Source organism: Streptomyces sp. SCA2-17, assembly GCF_044336695.1.
The window spans coordinates 965,516-985,062 of sequence record NZ_CP117521.1 but is presented as its reverse complement, the minus strand read 5'-3'; the positions used below and the strand labels follow the sequence as shown (position 1 = coordinate 985,062).

The 19,547-nt window shown below is 73.4% G+C and carries 19 protein-coding genes and 1 tRNA gene; 12 read left to right on the top strand and 8 right to left on the bottom strand.

The genetic code is table 11. From position 1 onward, the window contains the following. Positions 1–133: 133 nt before the first annotated feature. Both PS271_RS04380 and PS271_RS04375 read right to left on the bottom strand, forming a co-directional pair. A complete protein-coding gene (locus PS271_RS04380) occupies positions 134–652 on the bottom strand; it encodes an NUDIX domain-containing protein (RefSeq protein WP_398380247.1) in 519 nt (172 codons plus the stop codon). 41 nt (positions 653–693) lie between these two features. Beyond that, positions 694–1,578 carry a DMT family transporter gene (locus tag PS271_RS04375; RefSeq protein ID WP_398386667.1) on the bottom strand — a complete coding sequence of 295 codons (885 nt, stop codon included), beginning with the start codon at positions 1,576–1,578 and terminating at the stop codon, positions 694–696. 395 nt (positions 1,579–1,973) lie between these two features. On the opposite strand from PS271_RS04375, the gene PS271_RS04370 reads away from it, so the two are divergent. After that, positions 1,974–2,975 carry a hypothetical protein gene (locus PS271_RS04370; RefSeq protein WP_398380245.1) on the top strand — a complete coding sequence of 334 codons (1,002 nt, stop codon included), beginning with the start codon at positions 1,974–1,976 and terminating at the stop codon, positions 2,973–2,975. Between the two features lie 67 nt (positions 2,976–3,042). Continuing rightward, a complete protein-coding gene (locus tag PS271_RS04365) occupies positions 3,043–4,569 on the top strand; it encodes an APC family permease (RefSeq protein ID WP_398380244.1) in 1,527 nt (508 codons plus the stop codon). Positions 4,570–4,591: 22 nt separating this feature from the next. Here PS271_RS04365 and PS271_RS04360 read toward each other — a convergent pair whose 3' ends face one another. After that, positions 4,592–5,002 carry a (2Fe-2S) ferredoxin domain-containing protein gene (locus PS271_RS04360; RefSeq protein WP_398380243.1) on the bottom strand — a complete coding sequence of 137 codons (411 nt, stop codon included), beginning with the start codon at positions 5,000–5,002 and terminating at the stop codon, positions 4,592–4,594. Positions 5,003–5,078: 76 nt separating this feature from the next. Further along, positions 5,079–5,163, bottom strand: a tRNA-Leu gene (locus tag PS271_RS04355). A 230-nt stretch (positions 5,164–5,393) separates the two neighbouring features. Between PS271_RS04355 and PS271_RS04350 the strand changes: the two genes are divergently transcribed. From PS271_RS04350 to PS271_RS04340, 3 genes are all read left to right on the top strand, one after another. Beyond that, on the top strand, positions 5,394–6,728 hold the full coding sequence (locus tag PS271_RS04350) for a M20/M25/M40 family metallo-hydrolase (protein ID WP_398380242.1): 1,335 nt from the start codon (positions 5,394–5,396) through the stop codon (positions 6,726–6,728). A gap of 141 nt (positions 6,729–6,869) precedes the next feature. Next, the gene (locus tag PS271_RS04345; RefSeq protein ID WP_398380241.1) at positions 6,870–7,103 is read left to right on the top strand and encodes a chaplin; all 234 of its coding nucleotides are present in this window, start codon (positions 6,870–6,872) and stop codon (positions 7,101–7,103) included. Between the two features lie 154 nt (positions 7,104–7,257). After that, positions 7,258–8,169 carry a chaplin gene (locus PS271_RS04340; protein ID WP_398380240.1) on the top strand — a complete coding sequence of 304 codons (912 nt, stop codon included), beginning with the start codon at positions 7,258–7,260 and terminating at the stop codon, positions 8,167–8,169. Between the two features lie 72 nt (positions 8,170–8,241). Here PS271_RS04340 and PS271_RS04335 read toward each other — a convergent pair whose 3' ends face one another. After that, complete coding sequence (locus PS271_RS04335) at positions 8,242–8,430, bottom strand: DUF5703 family protein (protein WP_106678739.1); 189 nt, start codon at positions 8,428–8,430, stop codon at positions 8,242–8,244. A gap of 47 nt (positions 8,431–8,477) precedes the next feature. Between PS271_RS04335 and PS271_RS04330 the strand changes: the two genes are divergently transcribed. After that, the gene (locus PS271_RS04330) at positions 8,478–9,266 is read left to right on the top strand and encodes a hypothetical protein (protein WP_398380239.1); all 789 of its coding nucleotides are present in this window, start codon (positions 8,478–8,480) and stop codon (positions 9,264–9,266) included. A 39-nt stretch (positions 9,267–9,305) separates the two neighbouring features. Here PS271_RS04330 and PS271_RS04325 read toward each other — a convergent pair whose 3' ends face one another. Continuing rightward, on the bottom strand, positions 9,306–11,456 hold the full coding sequence (locus tag PS271_RS04325) for a helix-hairpin-helix domain-containing protein (protein WP_398380238.1): 2,151 nt from the start codon (positions 11,454–11,456) through the stop codon (positions 9,306–9,308). Then, on the bottom strand, positions 11,453–12,436 hold the full coding sequence (locus PS271_RS04320; protein ID WP_398380236.1) for an aldo/keto reductase: 984 nt from the start codon (positions 12,434–12,436) through the stop codon (positions 11,453–11,455). Before PS271_RS04320 ends, PS271_RS04325 begins: the two co-directional genes overlap by 4 nt. 148 nt (positions 12,437–12,584) lie before the next feature. Between PS271_RS04320 and PS271_RS04315 the strand changes: the two genes are divergently transcribed. Both PS271_RS04315 and PS271_RS04310 read left to right on the top strand, forming a co-directional pair. Continuing rightward, positions 12,585–13,634 (top strand): LLM class F420-dependent oxidoreductase, encoded by a 1,050-nt coding sequence (locus PS271_RS04315; protein WP_359595384.1) that lies wholly within the window; start codon positions 12,585–12,587, stop codon positions 13,632–13,634. 253 nt (positions 13,635–13,887) lie between these two features. After that, positions 13,888–14,676 (top strand): ferritin-like domain-containing protein, encoded by a 789-nt coding sequence (locus PS271_RS04310; RefSeq protein WP_398380234.1) that lies wholly within the window; start codon positions 13,888–13,890, stop codon positions 14,674–14,676. A gap of 72 nt (positions 14,677–14,748) precedes the next feature. On the opposite strand, the gene PS271_RS04305 is transcribed toward PS271_RS04310, so the two are convergent. After that, entirely contained in the window at positions 14,749–15,741 is a 993-nt protein-coding gene (locus PS271_RS04305) for a magnesium and cobalt transport protein CorA (protein WP_398380233.1), read from the bottom strand. A 148-nt stretch (positions 15,742–15,889) separates the two neighbouring features. Here PS271_RS04305 and PS271_RS04300 point away from each other — a divergent pair, with 148 nt between their 5' ends. From PS271_RS04300 to mshC, 4 genes are all read left to right on the top strand, one after another. Continuing rightward, entirely contained in the window at positions 15,890–16,594 is a 705-nt protein-coding gene (locus PS271_RS04300) for a histidine phosphatase family protein (RefSeq protein WP_398380231.1), read from the top strand. A gap of 129 nt (positions 16,595–16,723) precedes the next feature. After that, positions 16,724–17,314, top strand: a complete 591-nt coding sequence (locus PS271_RS04295) for a DUF3090 domain-containing protein (protein ID WP_398380229.1) — start codon at positions 16,724–16,726, stop codon at positions 17,312–17,314. After that, a complete protein-coding gene (locus PS271_RS04290) occupies positions 17,278–18,099 on the top strand; it encodes an SCO1664 family protein (protein WP_398380227.1) in 822 nt (273 codons plus the stop codon). Before PS271_RS04295 ends, PS271_RS04290 begins: the two co-directional genes overlap by 37 nt. Before the next feature lie 161 nt (positions 18,100–18,260). Further along, positions 18,261–19,490 (top strand): cysteine--1-D-myo-inosityl 2-amino-2-deoxy-alpha-D-glucopyranoside ligase, encoded by a 1,230-nt coding sequence (gene mshC, locus PS271_RS04285; protein ID WP_398380225.1) that lies wholly within the window; start codon positions 18,261–18,263, stop codon positions 19,488–19,490. Positions 19,491–19,547: the final 57 nt, after the last annotated feature.

The window sequence follows — 19,547 nt, the reverse complement described above, 5'->3', positions numbered from 1 at the left end:
GGACCTCAGTGCCGGGCCGGCCTCTGACGACTCGGCCGGGTCACCGGCACTTTTCTCCGCCGCGGCGGCGAGCAGCCACCACGGCGGATCCCGGCGGTGCCCCACCCGGCTGTGCCCCGAACGGCACCGCCGGTCAGGCGCGCCCCCGCAGGCGCCGGTACGCCTCATATCCGTCCGGGACCCAGTCCCACTCGGCGAGGCGTTCTTCCAGCTCCTCCTCGGAGAGGAACCCGTGCCAGGCGACCTCCGACACCTGCGGCCGCACCGGAAGCTCGCACCGGACCTCGTACACCGCCGACCACCACGAGCCGCCCTCCCCCTCGTAGAGGAACCGGAACAGCGGCGCCGGCGCCGGCAGCCCCGAGACGCCGAGCTCCTCCTCGGCCTCCCGCAGCGCCGCCTCGTCGTACGTCTCGCCCGCCCCGACGACCCCGCCCACGAACATGTCGTGGCGCGAGGGGAAGACCAGCTTCCCGGCGGTACGCCGGTGGACGAAGATCCGCCCCTCGCCGTCCCGGGCGAGGACGAACACACAGCGGTGACGCAGCCCCCGCGCGTACGCATCGCCGCGCGCGGCCCGTCCCACCACCCGGTCCTGCTCGTCGACGATGTCCAGCACCTCGTCCGCGGGCTGCGGTGTCTGATTGCTCATGCGCCCATGAAAGCAGCGAGGGCGAGCCGCCACGCAACCGCTCAGTGCGGCTGGAGATCGCGCATCCGGTCCACCTCCGCCGTCCCCGACGGCATCGCCGGATGCCGCCCGATCAGCACGATGCCGATCACGATGGCCACCAGGCCGGTGACCTCCCAGGCCAGCGCCCCGGGCGAGGTGTCCAGCCGGTCGCCGAGGAACCCCACCCCGCAGGCGATCCCGGCCAGCGGCTGCGCCGCCGTCAGCGCGGGCAGGGACATCCGCAGCGGGGCCGTCTCGAAGGCGCTCTGCACGAACAGCAGCGCCGTCAGACCGAGCGCGAGCACCCCGTACGGCTGCCAGCTCAGGAAGAACGCCGTCCAGCCGTGCTGGGACAGCCGCTCGCCGCTCACGCGCGTGAGGGCGTCCTGCACGCCGTAGAGCATCCCGGCGGCCACCGCCAGCAGCGGCGCCTCGATGCTCATCCGGGCCCGCTTCGACGCCGCCGCCAGCGCGAGCGCGCCGCCCACCATGACGCCGATGATCAGCCAGTGCCGCAGCGGGTCGGTGACGGTGGCGCCGCCGTGCGGGCGGCCCGCGACGATGAAGGCGGCGACGCCGCCGGCCAGCAGCCACAGCCCGCCCCACCCCGACCGGCCCAGCGGCTGGCGGGTCTGCCAGCGGGAGAGGGCCATCGCGAACAGCAGGTTCGTCGCGAGGAGGGGCTCGACCAGCGAGACCTCGCCCTGGCTCAGCGCGATCGCGCCGAGCACCATGCCGCAGACCATCATCCCGATGCCGGCCAGCCAGCGCGGCATCCGGACGAGGTCGAGCAGCAACCGGAGGGAGAGGAAGTCGCTCATCGGGGCCCGCTGCGCGGCGTTCTGCTGGAGGACGAAGCCGATGCCCAGGCAGCAGGCCGCGCTCACGGCGAAGGCGAAGACCATCACGTCGCGCACCTCAAGACCATTCGGTTCAAGACCATTCGGTCGTCGGGGACTTGACAGAAAAACGATAGCCGCCTTGAGGGCGGTGTGACGCCCGAGTACCCCTCTTTCGGGCGGCCATCCCCTCCAACGGTCGACACCTCCGGGGAGTGCCCCACCCTCTGTCGAACGGTTGTTCACGGGTTAGATGTACGAATTGATGGGCCGACGCGGTGCCGGGGAGTGAACCCCGGTAACCGGAACTGACTGCTGGTGAGTTGATGTCATGTCAGCCCCAAGATCGGGTCTTGACTCGGAGTAGTGACTACCGCTTTGCTGTGCGTGACTGACTGGATGCATGCGGACGCCCCGACCAGGCGGCCGGAGGGGACGTACGCCGTGGAGGAAGCCCGCAGATGACGCCCCCGCCACCCCTGGGGAGAGCGGCCCGGTCTGCCCGCTCCCGGAGCAAGGACGGAGTGATCTTCGACCCCGCCCTGGACGACGGCGAACTCGCCACGGTCCGTGACGCGCTGGCCCGCGGCCGCTGGACCGAGGCCCGCCATCTCCTCGCCGAGACCGGCGACGACTGGGACCGCCGCGGCCACCGCCTCGTCGTCCTCGCCGAAGGGCCCGCGAGCCTGGCCTGGGCCCGCGAGTGGCAGCTCGCCGAGCCCGACAGCCCGGACGCCGCCGCCCTCCTCGCCTGCGCCACCGTCTTCCGCGCCGTGGGCGGCAAGGACAGCCCCGAGGCGGCCCGCGCCGCGTGCCTGGTGGCGGCCAGGATGGCCCCCACGGACCCGTCCCCCTGGCTCGCCGTCCTCATCCTCGCCCGCCGCACCGGCACCGACGACGAGCGCGTGCGCGCCTTCGACCAGGTCCGCGCCCGGCACCGCGACCACCACCACGCCCACCACCTCATGGCCGCCTGCCTCGCCGAGCACCAGGAGGGCGATCGCGACGACCCCCTGCACGAGGTCTACGACTTCGCCTCCTGGGCCGCCGAACAGGCGCCCGCCGACTCGCCCTTGGCCGTCCTGCCCGTCGTCGCCCACGCCGAGCGCTACCGCGTCCTCGCCCGCGCCGGCCTCGAACCCCGCGACCCCGCCCGCTCCGGCCACTGGACCAGCCGCCGCGCCCGCCAGGTGATGAAAGCCGCCTTCGACTGGTGGCTCGAATGGGACATAGACGAGAACGACGAGCAGACGGGCGCCTCCGCCGGCAGCGCCCACCCCCGGCGCAAGGTCGACCTCAACTACCTCGCCCACGCCAAGCTCCACGAAGGCCGGCTCGCCGAGGCGGCGGCCCTGCTCACCCGCATAGGACCGCACGCCACCCGCGCGCCCTGGTCCTATCCCGACCGGGACGCCGGCCGGGCCTTCCAGGACGCGCGCCGCGCCGCCCTCGGCTCCGCCTGACCCGCCCGGCGGCCCGCCCCCCCCGCACCACTGTCCCCGCTCTCCCCACGGGAAGGACCACCCCGCCATGACGACGGGCACGACGAGCGAGATCAGCACGTTCAAGGGCCAGGAGAGACGCCTGCGCGCCGACCGCATAGGGCTCGCCGGCCTGCTCCTGTCGGTCGTCGCCGCCAGCGCCCCGCTCATGGTGACGGCCGGCGTCATGCCCACCACGTACGGCACGATGGCCATCGTCGGGCAGCCCCTGCTCTTCGTCATCCTCGGCGTCGTGCTGACCCTCTTCAGCTTCGGCTACGCCGAGATGAGCCGCCACGTCCACAACGCCGGCGCCTTCTACGCCTACATCGCCCGCGGCCTCGGCGGCACCGCCGGCGCGGCCGCCTCCGTCGTCGCCCTCGTCGCCTACAGCCCCATGCAGTTCGGCATCTACGGCATCTTCGGCTACGAACTCTCCGGCCTGCTCGACGAGCACCTCGGCATCTCCGTCGGCTGGTGGGTGCCCGCCCTCGCCGCCGTCCTCGTCGTCGGCGTCCTCGGCTGGCTGAAGATAGACCTCAGCGCCAAGGTCCTCGGCGTGCTGCTGCTCATCGAGTGCGTGATGGTCGTCGTGTTCGACATCGCGGGCATCGCGAGCCCCGGGCCGCAGGGCGTCTCCCTGCACGCCTTCGACCCCGCCACCCTCGGCGGCGGCGGGCTCGGCACCGCCCTCTGCTTCACCATCGCCGCCTTCGTCGGCTTCGAACAGGCCGCCGTCTACGCCGAGGAGACCAGCCGCCCGAACGTCGTCGTCGCCCGCGTCACTTTCCTCGCCGTCGGCTTCGTCGCCCTCTTCTTCGCCGTCAGCTCGTGGGCCCTCAGCGTCGCCGCCGGGCCCGGCCGCATCGTCGGCCTCGCCCAGGAACAGGGCCCGAACCTCCTCTTCGGCCTCACCGAGGACCGGCTCGGCGGCACCTTCACCGACGTCATGCACGTCTTCTACGTGACCGGCATGTTCGCCGCCATGCTCAGCTTCCACAACGTCGTCGCCCGCTACGCCTTCGCCATGGGCCGCGAGGGCCTGCTGCCCGCCGCCGTCGGCCGCACCTCCCGCGCGAGCGGCGCCCCCGCCTACGGCTCCCTGCTCCAGAGCGCCGTCTCGCTGATCGCCGTCCTGCTCTTCGCCGTGACCGACGGCCGCCCGCACGGCGACCCCACCGCGCCCGTCCTGCGCCTGTTCACCTGGAGCGGCAACGTGGGCGCGCTCGGCGTCATCGTGCTCATGGCCGCCGCGTCCGCCGCGGTCATCGCCTTCTTCGTACGGCGCGGCGCCGCGCGGACCCAGGCGCCCCGCCTCGTCGCGTCCGGCGTCGCCGGCGCCGCCCTCCTCGTCATCGCCGGGTACGCGGTCAAGGACTTCGACGTCCTCCTCGGCGCGGACCCCGGGTCGCCCCTGCGCTGGATCCTGCCCGGCACCATCGGCGCGGCCGTCGTCGCCGGCATCGGCTACGGCATCGTCCTCAAGTACGTACGACCCGGGGTGCACGGCAGCATCGGCCTGGGGAACGAGGCGTTCCAGCTGGAGAAGGCGGCCGCGGCCGCCGAGCGCGGGTAGCCGGAGGGGGTGGAGGGGCGGGCTACCCCTCCACGGCCTTCCCCACTCGCCGCGACACCGTGAACGCGTACAGGTCCAGCACCCCGGGCGGCTCCGCCAGCCCGGGCCCGCCGGCCCGGATCCACGCGGCTATGTCCGCGAGCGCGTCGTCGTCGTTGACCAGCCCCAGCCACACGGGCCGGCCCCCGGCCGCCCGCCCCGCCGCCGACGGCTGGACGACCACCACGTTCGCCTGGTCGCACACGTCCAGGCACTCGGACGCCCGCACCTGCGCGGCATCGCCCAACGCCGCCCGCAGCCGCGGAATCTGCCCCGCGTGGTCGACCCCCGGCACCTTCCGCGCGTCCCCGCAGCAGCAGCCGCGGCAGACGGTGACGCGACAGGGTGCGGAGGAGCCCGCCGGCGCCCGGCGCCGGGACTGGTTAGTGATCATCCGCCAGATAATACGCACGGGACAAAGCCCGCAGGCATAACAAAAGAGCCCCAGCATTGCTGGGGCTCCTCGCCGGTGTCCGAGGGGGGACTTGAACCCCCACGCCCGATAAAGGGCACTAGCACCTCAAGCTAGCGCGTCTGCCATTCCGCCACCCGGACCAGGTGTTTTGTCTTCCGGGCCGTTGCCCTTCCGACGAGGAAAACAATACCAAACATCTGGGGGTGGTCGATCACGTGGCCGGTGGGGGCGGCGCGGGCGGGTGTGACGGGCGGATGTCGGGAGCATTGCGGCCTTGGGCTGCGGCGGGCGGAGAGAGAGGATGGCCGAGGACCCACGCCGCGGACCGCCCCAGCGGGCGGGCCGCGGCAGCGAACCAGGAGGAGGCAGCGTGAGCGAGTCGAAGCCGGCCGGGGCCGGGACGGGCAGGGGTGGCGAGGACGAGGTCGTCGACCTCTGCCGCGATCTGATCCGGATCGACACCAGCAACTACGGCGACCACTCCGGGCCCGGCGAGCGAGCCGCCGCCGAGTACGTGGCGGAGAAGCTCGCCGAGGTCGGGCTCGAACCGCAGATCTTCGAGTCCCACAAGGGACGCGCGTCGACCGTGGCGCGGATCGAGGGCGAGGACCCCTCGCGGCCCGCCCTGCTCATCCACGGCCACACCGACGTCGTGCCGGCCAACGCCGCCGACTGGACCCACCACCCCTTCGCGGGCGAGATCGCGGACGGGTGCCTGTGGGGCCGCGGCGCCGTGGACATGAAGGACATGGACGCGATGACCCTCGCGGTCGTCCGCGACCGGATGCGCACCGGCCGCAAGCCGCCCCGCGACGTGGTGCTCGCCTTCCTGGCGGACGAGGAGGCCGGCGGCGTCTACGGCGCGCGGCACCTGGTCGACAAGCACCCCGGGCTCTTCGACGGCGTGACGGAGGCGATCGGTGAGGTCGGCGGCTTCTCCTTCACGGTCAACGAGAACCTGCGGCTCTATCTGATCGAGACGGCCCAGAAGGGCATGCACTGGATGCGGCTCACGGTCGACGGCACCGCGGGCCACGGTTCGATGACCAACAAGGACAACGCGATCACCGAGCTGTGCGAGGCGGTCGGCCGGCTCGGGCGGCACGAGTTCCCGGTCCGGATGACCAAGACCGTGCGGTCCTTCCTCGACGAGCTCTCCGACGCGCTCGGCACCCCGCTCGACCCCGAGGACATGGAGGCGACGCTCACCAAGCTCGGCGGCATCGCCCGGATGATCGGCACCACGCTGCGCAACACCGCGGCCCCGACGATGCTCGGCGCCGGGTACAAGGTCAACGTGATCCCGGGACAGGCCACGGCGCACGTGGACGGAAGGTTCCTGCCGGGCTACGAGGAGGAGTTCCTCGCCGACCTCGACCGCATCCTCGGGCCGCGGGTCAAGCGCGAGGACGTGCACGCGGACAAGGCGCTGGAGACGAGCTTCGACGGCAAGCTGGTCGACGCGATGCAGTCGGCGCTGAAGGCGGAGGACCCGATCGCGCGCGCCGTCCCGTACATGCTCTCGGGCGGTACGGACGCGAAGTCCTTCGACGACCTGGGCATCCGGTGCTTCGGGTTCGCGCCGCTGCAGCTGCCGCCGGAGCTGGACTTCGCGGGCATGTTCCACGGGGTGGACGAACGAGTGCCCGTGGAGGGGCTGAAGTTCGGCGCACGGGTTCTCGACCGCTTCCTCGATCAGTGCTGAATCAGGGGCTAAACTCCGTAAGTTTGTGCCGAGTTAACCGTAACGAGTGAATGATTCGAGGGTTGCGTAGCCCGATTACCTCCTCGTCGTTACAGGTGTGCGGTCCGCGGCTGGGACCGCATTGCCAACAAGGAGGAATCCATGATCAAGAAGGTCGTCGCTTCCGCGGCCGTTACCGGTGGTCTCGTGCTCGCGGGTGCTGGCCTTGCCGCTGCGGACGGACAGGCCCAGGGGGCTGCCGTGAACTCGCCCGGCGTGGTCTCCGGCAACGTCATCCAGGTCCCGGTGCACGTCCCGGTCAACGCCTGCGGCAACTCGGTCAACATCGTGGGCCTGCTGAACCCCACGTTCGGCAACACCTGCGTCAACGACTGACGTCGTGCCTCAACCCGTAAGGGTCTGACATGGGCGGCTTCGGAGTGACATGCGTGCACTCCGGGGCCGCCCGGGCTTTCGATGCGCGAGCAGTGGGCACTTTGTCCCCATTGCTGGCGCGTATCCGTATAGCGCAAGCAGAGAGGCAGGACTCATGCGACAGGTCACCAAGAAGGGCCTGATCACAGCAGCGGCGGCGAGCGGCGTGCTCGCGGCCGTGACCGGCAGTTACGCCCAGGCGTCCTCGGGCGCCTCGGGCCACTCGGTCAACTCGCCCGGTGTGGCCTCCGGCAACACCGTCCAGGTCCCGGTGCACGTGCCGGTCAACGCCTGTGGCAACACGGTGAACGTGATCGGGGCGCTCAACCCCGCGTCGGGCAACCAGTGCGCCAACGGCGGCGGGCACGGCGGTCAGGGTCACGGCGGTCAGGGCCACGGCGGTGGCAACCACGGGCACGGCGGTTCCGCCGCTCAGGGCTCCGCCGCCCACTCGCCCGGCGTGCTGTCGGGCAACACCGTCCAGGCGCCGGTCGACGTGCCGGTCAACGCCTGCGGCAACAGCGTCAACGTCGTCGGCGTGGGCAACCACACCACCGGCAACGACTGCGCCAACGTGAGCGGTGGCGGGCACGAGTGGCCCGGCCACCCCGGTCACAAGCCCCCGCACAACCCCGGTGACCACGACGGGGCCCACAAGCCGCCGTCGCACCCGGGCCACCCCGGCGGGCACGACTGCGACCACAAGCCGCCGGCCAAGGACCACGACAAGCCGGCCGGTCACAAGCCGGGCGGCCACACCCCGGGCCAGGACAAGCCGGGCGAGCACGCCCCCGCCGGGCACAAGCCCGCGCGGACGGATGCCGCTCACATCCCCGCCCCCGCGGTGAAGGACGCCCACAAGGGCGCCCCGATGGCCGCCCCGGCCATGGCCGCCGGTCCGGCCGCCAAGGCCGTCGAGCTCGCGCACACCGGCGCGGGCCAGCTGGGCATGGCCGGCGCCGCCAGCGCCGGTCTGCTGCTCGGCGGCGCGGTCATCTACCGCCGCGCGCGTGCCGGGCAGAACTGACCCGGTCGCTCGCAGCACCGCCTGAACGGCACGGAGCGGGCCCCGCCACGCGGGGCCCGCTCCGTCTGCGTGTCACCAGGTGGCGCGCACCTGGCGGATGATCCTGCGGCGCAGCCGCACTCTGCGACTGCCGTCGGGGTAGAGGCGAAGTCGGTCCAACTCCCAGTGTCCGTACTCGGCGTGATCGGTCAGCAGGCGTGTGGCGGCACCCCGGGAGACCCCCCGTGGCACATACACATCACAGAATTCGTATTCCGGCATCGCATCTATTGTGCGGGAACGGGCCTGGTGCGGATAGCGTCTGCACTATGTCTGATGCTGCGCAGCCATCCGCTGCCGAGGTACGCGCCGCCGCCGAGGCGGTCAAAGCCGCTCTGGACCGCCACCTCGACGCCGTCGAACGCCGGTCGGGCGAGGACGACCCGGCCGTCTACGCCGCGTTCAACGACCTGGCCGCGACAGCCGAGGCCTACGACGAGCTGCTCTACGACGTCTACGACGAGGTCACGCCCTTCGAGATCCCCGGCGACGACACCCTGCCCGCCTACGCCGGACCGGAGGAGCCGAGCGCGCTCAGCGTCATGATCCGCAGGGACTACGCCGTGGTCGAGCCGCAGCGGCTCCTCGCCCAGGCCCAGCGCGTCGCCGACCTCGACCCCGATGTCGACACGCCGCCCGGGACGGCCGCCGCGGCCGTGGGCAACGTGGGGGGCAGCGTGCACGCCGCGCTCGGAGTGATCTTCGGTGAGTACGAGCCGGACGAGATCGCCTCGCGGCACAAGGAATTCGGCCTTGAGGAAGGCGACTCCACGCTCTGGGTCACCGCGGCGGAGGACCCCGCGGAGCCGGGGGAGTGGCTGTCGGTGCCCTTCGAGCAGGCCGACCCGCAGCGGGTGATCTGCCGGTTCGACGTCAGCGCGGTCTTCGACGAGGAGCAGGATCTGGACGACGACGGCGACGACGATGCGGATGACGTCGACGACGTCGATGACGGGGACGACGGTGATGACGTCCTGGACGTCGACGCCGACGACGATGCGCACGGCACTCCGGAGGCAGGGAGCGGCGGCGCGCCGGCTTCCTCCCCCAAGCGCTGACCCGCTCCGGGCCCGGGCACGTGCCCGGGCCCGGATGCCTCACTCGGCCGGACGCACCTGGGCCCGCAGCAGGGCCCGCAGCCGGGTCGTCCGCTCCTTCGCCGGGACCTCCGCGACCGCGCGGGGCAGCGCCTGGTCCACGCCGTGCACGACGGACAGGTGCTGCCCGGCCCGGCCGAAGGCTGTGTAGACCCACGAGCGCGTGAGCGTACGGGCCGCGTCGCCCGGCAGGACGACCACGGCCGCCGGCCAGCGGATGCCGGCCGCCTGATGGGCGGTGACGGCCCAGCCGGGGCGGACCATGTCGGCCACGCGCTCCCGCGGGACGAGCACGGAGGAGCCGCCGCAGTCCAGCCGGAGCCCTTCCGGCTCCGCGGCGGTCACGGTGCCGGGGACCATGCGGCCCGGCGCCGGCACGTACGCCACGCGGTCGCCCGGGTCGAAGCCGCCGAACCGGCCGGGGCCGGGGTTCAGTCGCTCCTTCAGCGCCGCGTTGAGCGCGCGGGTGCCGGCGGGGCCGCCGTGGCCCGGGGTGATCACCTGGGTCTGCTCGGCGGGCACGCCGATGGCCCGCGGGATGGAATCCGCGACCAGCTGCACCGTGCGGTGCACGGCCTCGCCCGGATCCCGCACCGGGACGATCACGACCTCCTTGCCGGGGGCCGCCGGCTGCGTCAGCTCGCCGACGCCGATCCCCGACACCAGCTCGCCGACCGGGCCCTCGTCCGGCGTGCGGGAGACGACCGCCGGGCAGGCGCGGGCCGCCACCACGTCCGCGAAGACGCGGCCCGGGCCGGCGGACCACAGGACGGCCGGGTCGCCGCTGAGCACCAGGCGGGTGCCGTCGGCGAGCGACTCCACCAGCACGGCCGCCGTCTCGACGTCGAGCTGCGGGGCGTCCAGGACGGCCAGCACGTCGAGGGCGAGGGCACCGTCCTCGTCCCGGCCGGGGCCCTCCGCGCCGGACAGCAGGCCCGCCACCGTCACCGCTTCCGGATCGCCCGCCGCCGCCAGGCGCCGGCGGCCGTCCTCGGTGTGCGCGGCGGCGCAGGCGCGCAGGCCCAGGGCGCGGGCCGCGGCGACCAGGGCGGCCGGCTCGGCGCGGGCGGCCTCGCCGCCGCTGTGCGTGACGAGGCCCGCGGCCGACGCGGCGCGGATCAGCTCCGCTGCGGAGGGTGTGGGGGCAGTGGCCGCCGCCCCCTCCCACTCGGCTTCGCCGGCCGTGAACGTGCTGATCAGCCGGGCCAGGCCGTCGGCGAGGCTCTCCTCGGCCATGGCGTAGCGGTCGAGGCCCAGGAGCAGGCGCACCGGGACCTCCTCGTCCTCGCCCTGGGGCGCGGCGGCGCCGGGCGCGGGCTCCACGGCCTCCTGGAACACCAGGACCGTGCCCTCGGCGATGGCGGACTGGAGGGCCTCGTCCGGGTCCGGGACGGCGTGCTGGGCGAGGGCCGCGGTCAAGGCCGGCGCCTCCAGGACGGTGTGGCCTTCGAGCGCGGCGCGCTCCAGCAGCCAGCCGGTCAGGGCCTGGGCCCGGCGCTCGTCCCCGGGGCCGGCCTCCGTGCCCAGCAGGGCCCGCGCGAAGCCGTCCGCCTGCTCGGGCCGTACGCCCGGGACGGCCAGCAGCCGCCAGGGGTCCTCCTGGAGGGCCTCGGCGGCCTGCTCGCCCAGGGCCTCGGCGACGGGGACCGCGAGCTGCTCGGGCGCGCCGCCCGCGGCGAGGACCTGCCGTACGCCGGCGAGGCCCTCGGCGTCGATGCGGGGGGCCGCGGCGGCGGCCGGCGCGGGGGCGGGTGCGGGTGCCGCTTGGCGGGGCGGCCGGGCGGGCGCGCGCCGCGGCGCCTCCGTAAAGAACGACGCCGCGTCCCGCTCTCCGCTCTCCACGGCCCGAACGGCCGCGGCGAGCGCCTCGGCAACGGCACTCTTGGGTGCCGCGGCTGCGGGGCGCGCGGCGGGCGAGCCCGGAGCGCTCCGCGCGGCCTCCGGCGCGTCGGGCTCGCCGGCGCTGCCGCGCGAGGGGGCGGCGGGCTCGCCGCCAGGAGCGGCGGGAGCCACGGCCGGTTCCTCGCCGGAGGTGGCGCCCGCACCCTCGGTGGCGGGTTCGCCGTCCGCGGCGGCCGGTTTCTCGCCGGTGAGGGCGGGGCCCTCCGGCGGTTCCGCGGCGGGGTCGCCGGGGAGGCGATCGGTGTTCACAGGGTGCTCCAGTCCTGATCGGGATAGCGGTGCACGGGCGCCGAGACATCGTCCAGCGCCCGGCAGATCTCGTCGGGAAGCGTAAGGCTCTCCACTGACAACGCGGACCTGAGCTGCTGCGCCGTGCGCGCGCCGACGATCGGGGCGACGACTCCGGGGCGGTCGCGGACCCAGGCGAGGGCGACCTTCAGGGCCGTCGTGGCGAGCCCGTCCGCCGCGGTGGCGACGGCGTCGACCACGCGGCCCGCCGTCTCGTCCAGATACGGGGCGACGAAGGGCGCCAGGTGCCCGGAGGCGCCGCGGGAGTCGGCGGGCGTCGTGTGGCGGTACTTGCCGGTGAGGACGCCGCGGCCGAGCGGCGACGAGGGCAGCACCCCGATCCCGAGGTCCAGCGCGGCCGGCAGCACCTCGCGCTCGATGCCGCGCTGGAGCAGCGAATACTCCATCTGGGTGCTGGCCAGCCGCGTACGGACGCCGGGCGCGGCGAGCTGCCACGTGGCGGCGCGGGCGAGCTGCCAGCCGCAGAAGTTGGAGACGCCGGCGTAGCGGGCGCGGCCGCTGGTGACGGCGATGTCGACGGCCTGGAGGGTCTCCTCGACGGGCGTGTGCGGATCGAAGGCGTGGATCTGCCACAGATCCACGTGGTCCGTGCCGAGCCGCTCCAGGGAGGCGTCGAGCGCGTCAAGCAGGTGGCCGCGCGAGCCGTCGAAGCGCCGGTCGGGATCGGGGACGCTGCCGGACTTGGTCGCGATGACCAGGTCGCGGCGCGGCACCAGATCCTCCATCAGCTGCCCGAGGAGATACTCGGCCGCGCCGTCCGCATACACGTCCGCCGTGTCGATCAGCGTGCCGCCGGCCTCCCAGAACGTCTTCAACTGCTCTGCGGCGTCGCCCTCGTCGGTGTCCCGGCCCCAGGTGAGCGTGCCGAGCCCGATCCGGGACACCCGCAGGCCCGTACGGCCGAGATGCCTCAGTTCCATGAGCGCTGAGATTACTGGCCGCGGCCCCCGCCGTGGCCGCCTGTGGACAACGCCCCACCGGCCGACCGGTGACGTACCCCGCGGCGGCGCGCTACAGTCCCCGCAACAAGGACGTTACTGATCAGTAAGGGGAGCCGGCATGAGTCGCATGAAGCTCGGGATCAACCTCGGCTACTGGGGCGCGGGGATGGACGCCGACAACCTCGCCGTCGCCCGCGAGGCTGACCGGCTGGGCTACTCGGTCTGCTGGGCCGCCGAGGCCTACGGCTCCGACGCCGCCACCGTCCTGTCCTGGGTCGCCGCGCAGACCGAGCGCATCGACGTCGGCTCGGGCATCTTCCAGATCCCCGCCCGGACGCCCAGCATGACGGCGATGACCGCCGCCACCCTCGACTCGCTCTCCGGCGGCCGCTTCCGGCTCGGCCTCGGCGTGTCCGGCCCGCAGGTGTCCGAGGGCTGGTACGGCGTGCGGTTCGACAAGCCGCTGGCCCGCACCCGCGAGTACGTGGAGATCATCCGCAAGGCCATGTCCCGCGAGCGCCTCACGCACGAGGGCGCGCACTGGACCCTGCCGCTCCCCGACGGCCCCGGCAAGCCCATCAAGCTCACCGTTCACCCGGTCCGCGAGCACATCCCGCTGTACATCGCCGCCATCGGCCCGAAGAACCTGGAGCAGACCGGCGAGATCGCCGACGGCGCGCTCCTCGTCTTCTTCGCCCCCGAGCACGCCGAGGAGACCACGCTCGGCGCGCTCCGCGCCGGCCGCGCGAAGGCCGGCAAGGACCTCGACGGCTTCGACATCGTCCCGACCGTCCCCATGGCCGTCGGCGACGACATCGACGGCCTGGCCGACCTCTTCCGCCCGTACACCGCCCTCTACGTCGGCGGCATGGGCAGCGCGAAGCAGAACTTCTACAACAAGCTGGCGCAGCGCATGGGCTACGGGAAGGCCGCCGCCGAGATCCAGGAGAAGTACCTGGCCGGGGACAAGGCGGGCGCCGCCGCGGCCGTCCCCCGCGACCTGATCGACTCCACCACGCTCATCGGCTCCGTGGACCGCATCGCCGACCGTATGCAGGCCTACGCCGCGGCCGGCGTGACCACGCTGTCCCTCGCCCCGGCCGGCTTCACGCTGGACGAGCGGATCGCGAGCCTGCGGGCGGGCGTCGAGGCCCTGGAGCGCGCCGGCCTGGCGTAACCCGCGGAAGCGGAGAGAGCGGAGAAACAGAGAAGACCAGCGGCCGTGGTGGGGGCTCGGGGGCCTTCCCCGCCACGGCCGGTACAGAAGACAACGCCCGTACGGGCGCCGGGTTACGCGCCCGGCACGGCCTCCGGCGTCGCGCATTCGGCCGAGCGGACACCGCCCCCGATTGCCGCTCCGCAACGATGGCACTTGACTCGGGGTTCACGGGACGCATGCGCCATGCGCCGTGAACGGAGGTGGGTCCGTCATGCTCTCGGCCAGAAGCCTGTTCCAGGAGATCCTCAACGACGACGAGGCGTACCGGCTCTTCTGCTCCATCGCCGCCAGCGGCGAGGCGCAGGGCGGCTGGGAGAACGCCCGGATCGCCGCTCTCGTCCCGGAGGAGCAGCGCGCCCTCGCGCCGAAGATCGCCCGGCACGGCGCCGACGAGGACAAGCACGGCCGCATCTTCCACGCCCTGCTGCGCAAGCGCGGCCTCGAACCCGTCCCGGTGCCCGGCGACACCGACTACACGATGCTCCTCGAACGCCGCGGCATCGGCCTGCCCCACACACTCCTCCACGGCGAGAAGCCGCTGACCGAGCGGGACGTCGTGACCTACCTCGCGCACAGCCGTGTCACCGAGCAGCGCGCCGCCGACCAGATGGAGATGCTCACCACGCACTTCGGCGACCACCCCGAGGTCGGCAGGGCGATCCGGATGATCGCCCACGACGAGGTCAACCACCTCTCGTACTGCCACGAGGAGCTGCTGCGTCTGGCGCGCGAGGGCCACGGCCGGACCATCCGCGCGGTCCTGCGGGAGAGCGCCCGCGCGGAGAGCCGCGTCTACCGGGACGTGAGCCTGGCCGTCATGGAGCGCATGGGGGCCATCCTGCGCTGGCCCCGGCCGAAGGCGCTCGCGCTGTCCCTCGGCATCCGGGCCGCGTACGCCTACGAGCGGCTGGCCGGCTGGCGGCGGATGGTCACCCTGCGCATGCCGGAACACCGCGACGCGCTGGGCGGAGCACCGGCCTCCGAGCCCGAGTTCGCCTGACGGACGGGTCCGGGTACGGACTCACAGCCGTCCCGCGCTCACAGCCGTCCCGCGCTCACAGCCGTCCCGCGCTCACAGCCACCCGCGCCGCTTGAACAGCCGGTGCAGCCAGAACACCAGCGCCGCCATCACCACCACGACCGCCGGATAGGCCCACGGCTGCCGCAGCTCCCACATGTGGTCGAAGTTCATCCCGTAGATCCCGGCGATCATCGTCGGGACGGCCGCCATCGCCGCCCACGCCGAGATCTTGCGCATGTCGTCGTTCTGCTGGACGCCCATCTGCGCGAGGTGGGCGGACAGTATGTCCGACAGCAGCCGGTCCAGGCCCTCGACGGACTCGTTCGCCCGCGTCAAGTGGTCGCTGACGTCCCGGAAGAACGGCTGCGACCGCTCCGGCACGAACGGCACGCCCAGCCCCGCGAGCCGCCCCATCGGCTCGGCCAGCGGCGCCGAGGCCCGCCGGAACTCCAGCACCTGCCGCTTGAACGAGTAGATCCGCGACGCGATGGTCCGGTTGTCGCCGCCCATCGGGGCGAACACCTCCGCCTCCAGCTCCTCCAGGTCCAGCTGAAGCTCCGTGGCCACCTCGGTGTAGTGGTCCACGACCGCGTCGCACACCGCGTAGAGCACCGAGGCCGGCCCGTGCCGCAGCACTTCCCGCTCGTGCTCCAGCCGCTGCCGCACCTCCGCGAGCGGGCTGCCCTCGCCGTGCCGCACGGTCACCACGAACGAGTCGCCGACGAACAGCATCAGCTCGCTCGTGGTGACCGTGTCCGCGTCGTCGTCGTACGTCACCGGCTTGAGCACGACGAACAGGGAGCCGTTGTAGAGCTCCAGCTTCGGCCGCTGATGTGCCTTCAGGGCGTCCTCCACCGCCAGCGGATGCAGGTTGAACTCGCTCGTGATGAGCTCGAACTCCTCCTCCGTCGGCTCGTGCAGCCCGACCCACAGGAAGGAGTCACCCGCCGCCCGTGCCTCGTCCAGGGCATCGGAGAAGTCGGCGGGGCCCTCGGTGCGGCGTCCGTCCCGGTAGATGGCGCAGTCCACGATCACGCAGGGCATTGTGCCGCCGATTCGCCCGGAGCACACGGAGTCGGCGCCTCCGGCGCGGAAAACGCACCCGGGACCGGGCCGCGGTCCGGCGGAATCCGCGGCCGCCGGCACCCGCGCGCCCGCCCCCGCCCGCCGCACAGGCCGTACCCTGGCGGCCATGCCCACGCTGATCCTGGTCCGGCACGGCCGGTCCACCGCCAATACCGGTGGAGTCCTCGCGGGACGCACCCCCGGCATCGCCCTGGACGAGCGCGGCACCGCCCAGGCGGCCGCCCTCCCGGGCCGGCTCGCGCAGGTGCCCCTCGCCGCGGCCGTCACGAGCCCCCTCCAGCGCTGCCGCGAGACCCTGGCGCCCCTCCTCGCCGCCCGCCCGGGCCTGGCCCTGCACACCGACGAGCGTGTCGGCGAGTGCGACTACGGCGACTGGTCCGGCCGCAAGATCGCCGAGCTCACGGACGAACCCCTCTGGGAGGTCGTCCAGCGCCACCCGTCCTCCGCCGCCTTCCCGGGCGGCGAGTCCGTACGGGCCATGCAGGCCCGCGCCGTCGACGCCGTACGGGACTGGAACGCCCGCATGGAGGCCGGGCACGGCCACGACGCCTGCTACCTGGTGTGCACGCACGGCGACATCATCAAGGCCCTCGTCGCCGACGCCCTGGGCCTGCACCTCGACCTCTTCCAGCGCATCGCCGTCGACCCCTGCTCGGTCACCGCGATCCGCTACACCCGGCTGCGCCCCTTCCTGGTGCGCCTCGGCGACACCGGCGACCTGCGCGGCCTCGCGCCGCACGAGGAGACGCCGGGGCAGGCGCGGCGCCCGGAGGAGGACGGCGTCGTGGGGGGCGGGGCGGGGGCACCGTGATCGCGGCGCGCAGTAGGGTGGTGGCGCGGCAGGGTCCGCCCGTCACCCCGTGACCGGCGCCGGATCCGCCGGAGAACGATCGCCCGCACTCCGATCGCCCGAACGACCCGAACCAAATGGAGCAGGACGTTGTCCCGTCAGGTGTTCCTCTACGACCCGCCGGACCGTTTCGTCGCCGGTACGGTCGGGCTGCCTGGCCGCCGCACCTTCTTCCTGCAGGCCACCGCGGCCGGCCGCACCACCTCCGTCGCCCTGGAGAAGGCCCAGGTCGAGGCGCTCGCCGAGCGCATCGACGAGCTGCTGGACGAGGTCGTCCGGCGCACGGGCGGCAGCGCCCCCGTGCCCGCGGTCGCCCCGGCCGAGCTCGCCGACACGGGCCCGCTCGTGACCCCCATCGACGAGGAGTTCCGCGTCGGCACCATGGCCCTGGCCTGGGACGGCGAGCACCAGCGCATGATCGTCGAGGCGCAGGCCCTCGTCGAGCTGGACGCCGCCACCGACGAGGACCTCGCCGAGGCCGAGGAGCGCCTCCTCCAGGACGAGACGAACGGCCCGCCGATGCTGCGCGTCCGCATCACCGGCACCATGGCCCGCGCCTTCGCCAAGCGCGCCCTGGAGGTCGTGAACGCCGGCCGCCCGCCGTGCCCGCTGTGCAGTCTGCCGCTCGACCCGGAGGGACACGTATGTCCGCGCCAGAACGGATACCGCCGCGGCGCGTGAGCCCGCAGGAACTGCTGGCCAAGGGCGAGCTGACGGTCCGTGGCCGGATCTCCGGAGCGTCCAACGCGGTGCTGTACTGCACGGTCGAGTACGAGGGCGTGAGCGCCGCCTGCGTCTACAAGCCCGTCGCGGGGGAGCGGCCCCTGTGGGACTTCCCCGACGGCACGCTCGCCCAGCGCGAGGTCGCCGCGTACGAGCTCTCCGAGGCCATGGGATGGGGCCTGGTGCCGCCCACCGTGCTGCGCGACGGCCCGTACGGCGAGGGCATGTGCCAGATGTGGATCGAGGCCTCCGCCGAGGACGCGGCGCTGCTCGCACTCGTCGAGGGCGAGGAGCCGGAGCCGGGCTGGAAGGCCGTGGGCCTCGCCGACGTGGGCGAGGAGCGCACGGCGCTGCTCGTGCACGCCGACGACGAGCGGCTGCGTCGGCTGGCCGTGCTGGACGCCGTGATCAACAACGGGGACCGCAAGGGCGGCCACCTGCTCCCGGCCGCGGACGGCCGGCTCTATGCGATTGATCACGGAGTGACCTTCAACGCGGACGACAAGCTGCGCACACTGCTGTGGGGCTGGGCGGGCGAGCCGCTCACGGAGGAGGCCATGGAGGCGCTGCGGCGTCTTTCGGCCAATCTGGCCGACGGCAGCCCCTTGGCGGGGCGGCTCGCCGAGCTGATCACCGCGGAGGAGATCACGGCGCTGCGGACCCGGGTGGCGGAACTGCTCCGTACGGGACGGCACCGGGAGCCCAGCGGGCAGTGGCCGGCCATCCCGTGGCCGCCGGTGTGAGCGGATCACCCCGGTATCGGCCCTGCCGGACCTCGCCCCCGAACGCCGGACAGGCGTGATCTATTCCCCTGCACAGCCCGGGAACTTCCACAAGAGCGCCTGTTCGGCCAACAGCCGGATCCGGTTCGTATCCGGAACATGCGTCCGGTTACGCTCATGACATGCATGCCTGGCCCGCTTCTGAGGTTCCCGCCCTGCCCGGCAGTGGCCGCGACCTCCGGATCCACGACACCGCGACCGGTGGACGGGTGACCCTCGTCCCCGGCCCCGTCGCCCGTATCTACGTCTGCGGCATCACGCCGTACGACGCCACCCACATGGGACACGCGGCGACCTACAACGCGTTCGACCTCGTTCAGCGCGTGTGGCTCGACACCAAGCGGCAGGTCCACTACGTCCAGAACGTCACGGACATCGACGACCCGCTGCTGGAGCGGGCCGTCGCCAACGGCGACGACTGGACCGAGCTCGCCGAGCGGGAGACCGCCCTCTTCCGCGAGGACATGACCGCCCTGCGGATGCTCCCGCCCCGGCACTACGTCGGCGCCGTCGAGTCGATACCGAAGATCGTCCCCCTGGTGGAGCGCCTGCGCGACGCCGGTGCCGCCTACGAGCTCGACGGCGACGTCTACTTCTCCGTCGAGTCCGACAGCCGCTTCGGCGAGGTCTCCGGCCTCGACGCCGAGGCCATGCGCCTGCTCTCCGCGGAGCGCGGCGGCGACCCGGAACGCCCCGGCAAGAAGAACCCGCTGGACCCCATGCTGTGGATGGCCGCCCGCCCGGGCGAGCCCAGCTGGGACGGCGCCTCGCTCGGCCCCGGCCGCCCCGGCTGGCACATCGAGTGCGTCGCCATCGCCCTGGAGCACCTCGGCATGGGCTTCGACGTGCAGGGCGGCGGCTCCGACCTCGTCTTCCCGCACCACGAGATGGGCGTCTCGCACGCCCAGGTCCTCACCGGCGAGCACCCCTACGCCAAGAGCTACGTCCACGCCGGCATGGTCGCGCTCCACGGCGAGAAGATGTCCAAATCCAAGGGCAACCTCGTCTTCGTCTCGGCCCTGCGCCGCGACGGCGTCGACCCCGCCGCGATCCGGCTCGCGCTCCTCGCGCACCACTACCGCGCCGACTGGGAGTGGACCGACGCCGTCCTGCACGAGGCCGTCGAGCGCCTCGGCCGCTGGCGCGCCGCCGTCTCGCGCCCCGACGGCCCGTCCGCCGACGCGCTGGTGGAGGAGATCCGCGAGGCCCTCGCGGACGACCTCGACTCGCCCCGGGCCCTTGCCGCCATCGACCGCTGGGCGGCCGCCCAGGCCGCCGGCGGCGGCACGGACGAGGGCGCGCCCGGCCTCGTCTCCCGGGCCGCCGACGCCCTGCTCGGCGTGGCGCTGTGACGCGCTGAACCCGCACAACGGCGAAGAGGGCCGGGTGCGCACCGCTCAGCGGTGCGC

Excerpts from the sequence above, each read along its gene's own strand:
- PS271_RS04310 (WP_398380234.1), top strand. The coding sequence starts at position 13,888 with ATGCTCTCGGCCAGAAGCCTGTTCCAGGAGATCCTCAACGACGACGAG.
- PS271_RS04345 (WP_398380241.1), top strand. The coding sequence starts at position 6,870 with ATGATCAAGAAGGTCGTCGCTTCCGCGGCCGTTACCGGTGGTCTCGTG.
- PS271_RS04335 (WP_106678739.1), bottom strand. The coding sequence starts at position 8,430 with ATGCCGGAATACGAATTCTGTGATGTGTATGTGCCACGGGGGGTCTCC.
- PS271_RS04315 (WP_359595384.1), top strand. The coding sequence starts at position 12,585 with ATGAAGCTCGGGATCAACCTCGGCTACTGGGGCGCGGGGATGGACGCC.
- PS271_RS04300 (WP_398380231.1), top strand. The coding sequence starts at position 15,890 with ATGCCCACGCTGATCCTGGTCCGGCACGGCCGGTCCACCGCCAATACC.
- PS271_RS04375 (WP_398386667.1), bottom strand. The coding sequence starts at position 1,578 with ATGGTCTTCGCCTTCGCCGTGAGCGCGGCCTGCTGCCTGGGCATCGGC.
- PS271_RS04330 (WP_398380239.1), top strand. The coding sequence starts at position 8,478 with ATGTCTGATGCTGCGCAGCCATCCGCTGCCGAGGTACGCGCCGCCGCC.
- PS271_RS04305 (WP_398380233.1), bottom strand. The coding sequence starts at position 15,741 with ATGCCCTGCGTGATCGTGGACTGCGCCATCTACCGGGACGGACGCCGC.
- PS271_RS04340 (WP_398380240.1), top strand. The coding sequence starts at position 7,258 with ATGCGACAGGTCACCAAGAAGGGCCTGATCACAGCAGCGGCGGCGAGC.
- PS271_RS04365 (WP_398380244.1), top strand. The coding sequence starts at position 3,043 with ATGACGACGGGCACGACGAGCGAGATCAGCACGTTCAAGGGCCAGGAG.
- PS271_RS04370 (WP_398380245.1), top strand. The coding sequence starts at position 1,974 with ATGACGCCCCCGCCACCCCTGGGGAGAGCGGCCCGGTCTGCCCGCTCC.
- mshC (WP_398380225.1), top strand. The coding sequence starts at position 18,261 with ATGCATGCCTGGCCCGCTTCTGAGGTTCCCGCCCTGCCCGGCAGTGGC.
- PS271_RS04290 (WP_398380227.1), top strand. The coding sequence starts at position 17,278 with ATGTCCGCGCCAGAACGGATACCGCCGCGGCGCGTGAGCCCGCAGGAA.
- PS271_RS04360 (WP_398380243.1), bottom strand. The coding sequence starts at position 5,002 with ATGATCACTAACCAGTCCCGGCGCCGGGCGCCGGCGGGCTCCTCCGCA.
- PS271_RS04320 (WP_398380236.1), bottom strand. The coding sequence starts at position 12,436 with ATGGAACTGAGGCATCTCGGCCGTACGGGCCTGCGGGTGTCCCGGATC.
- PS271_RS04380 (WP_398380247.1), bottom strand. The coding sequence starts at position 652 with ATGAGCAATCAGACACCGCAGCCCGCGGACGAGGTGCTGGACATCGTC.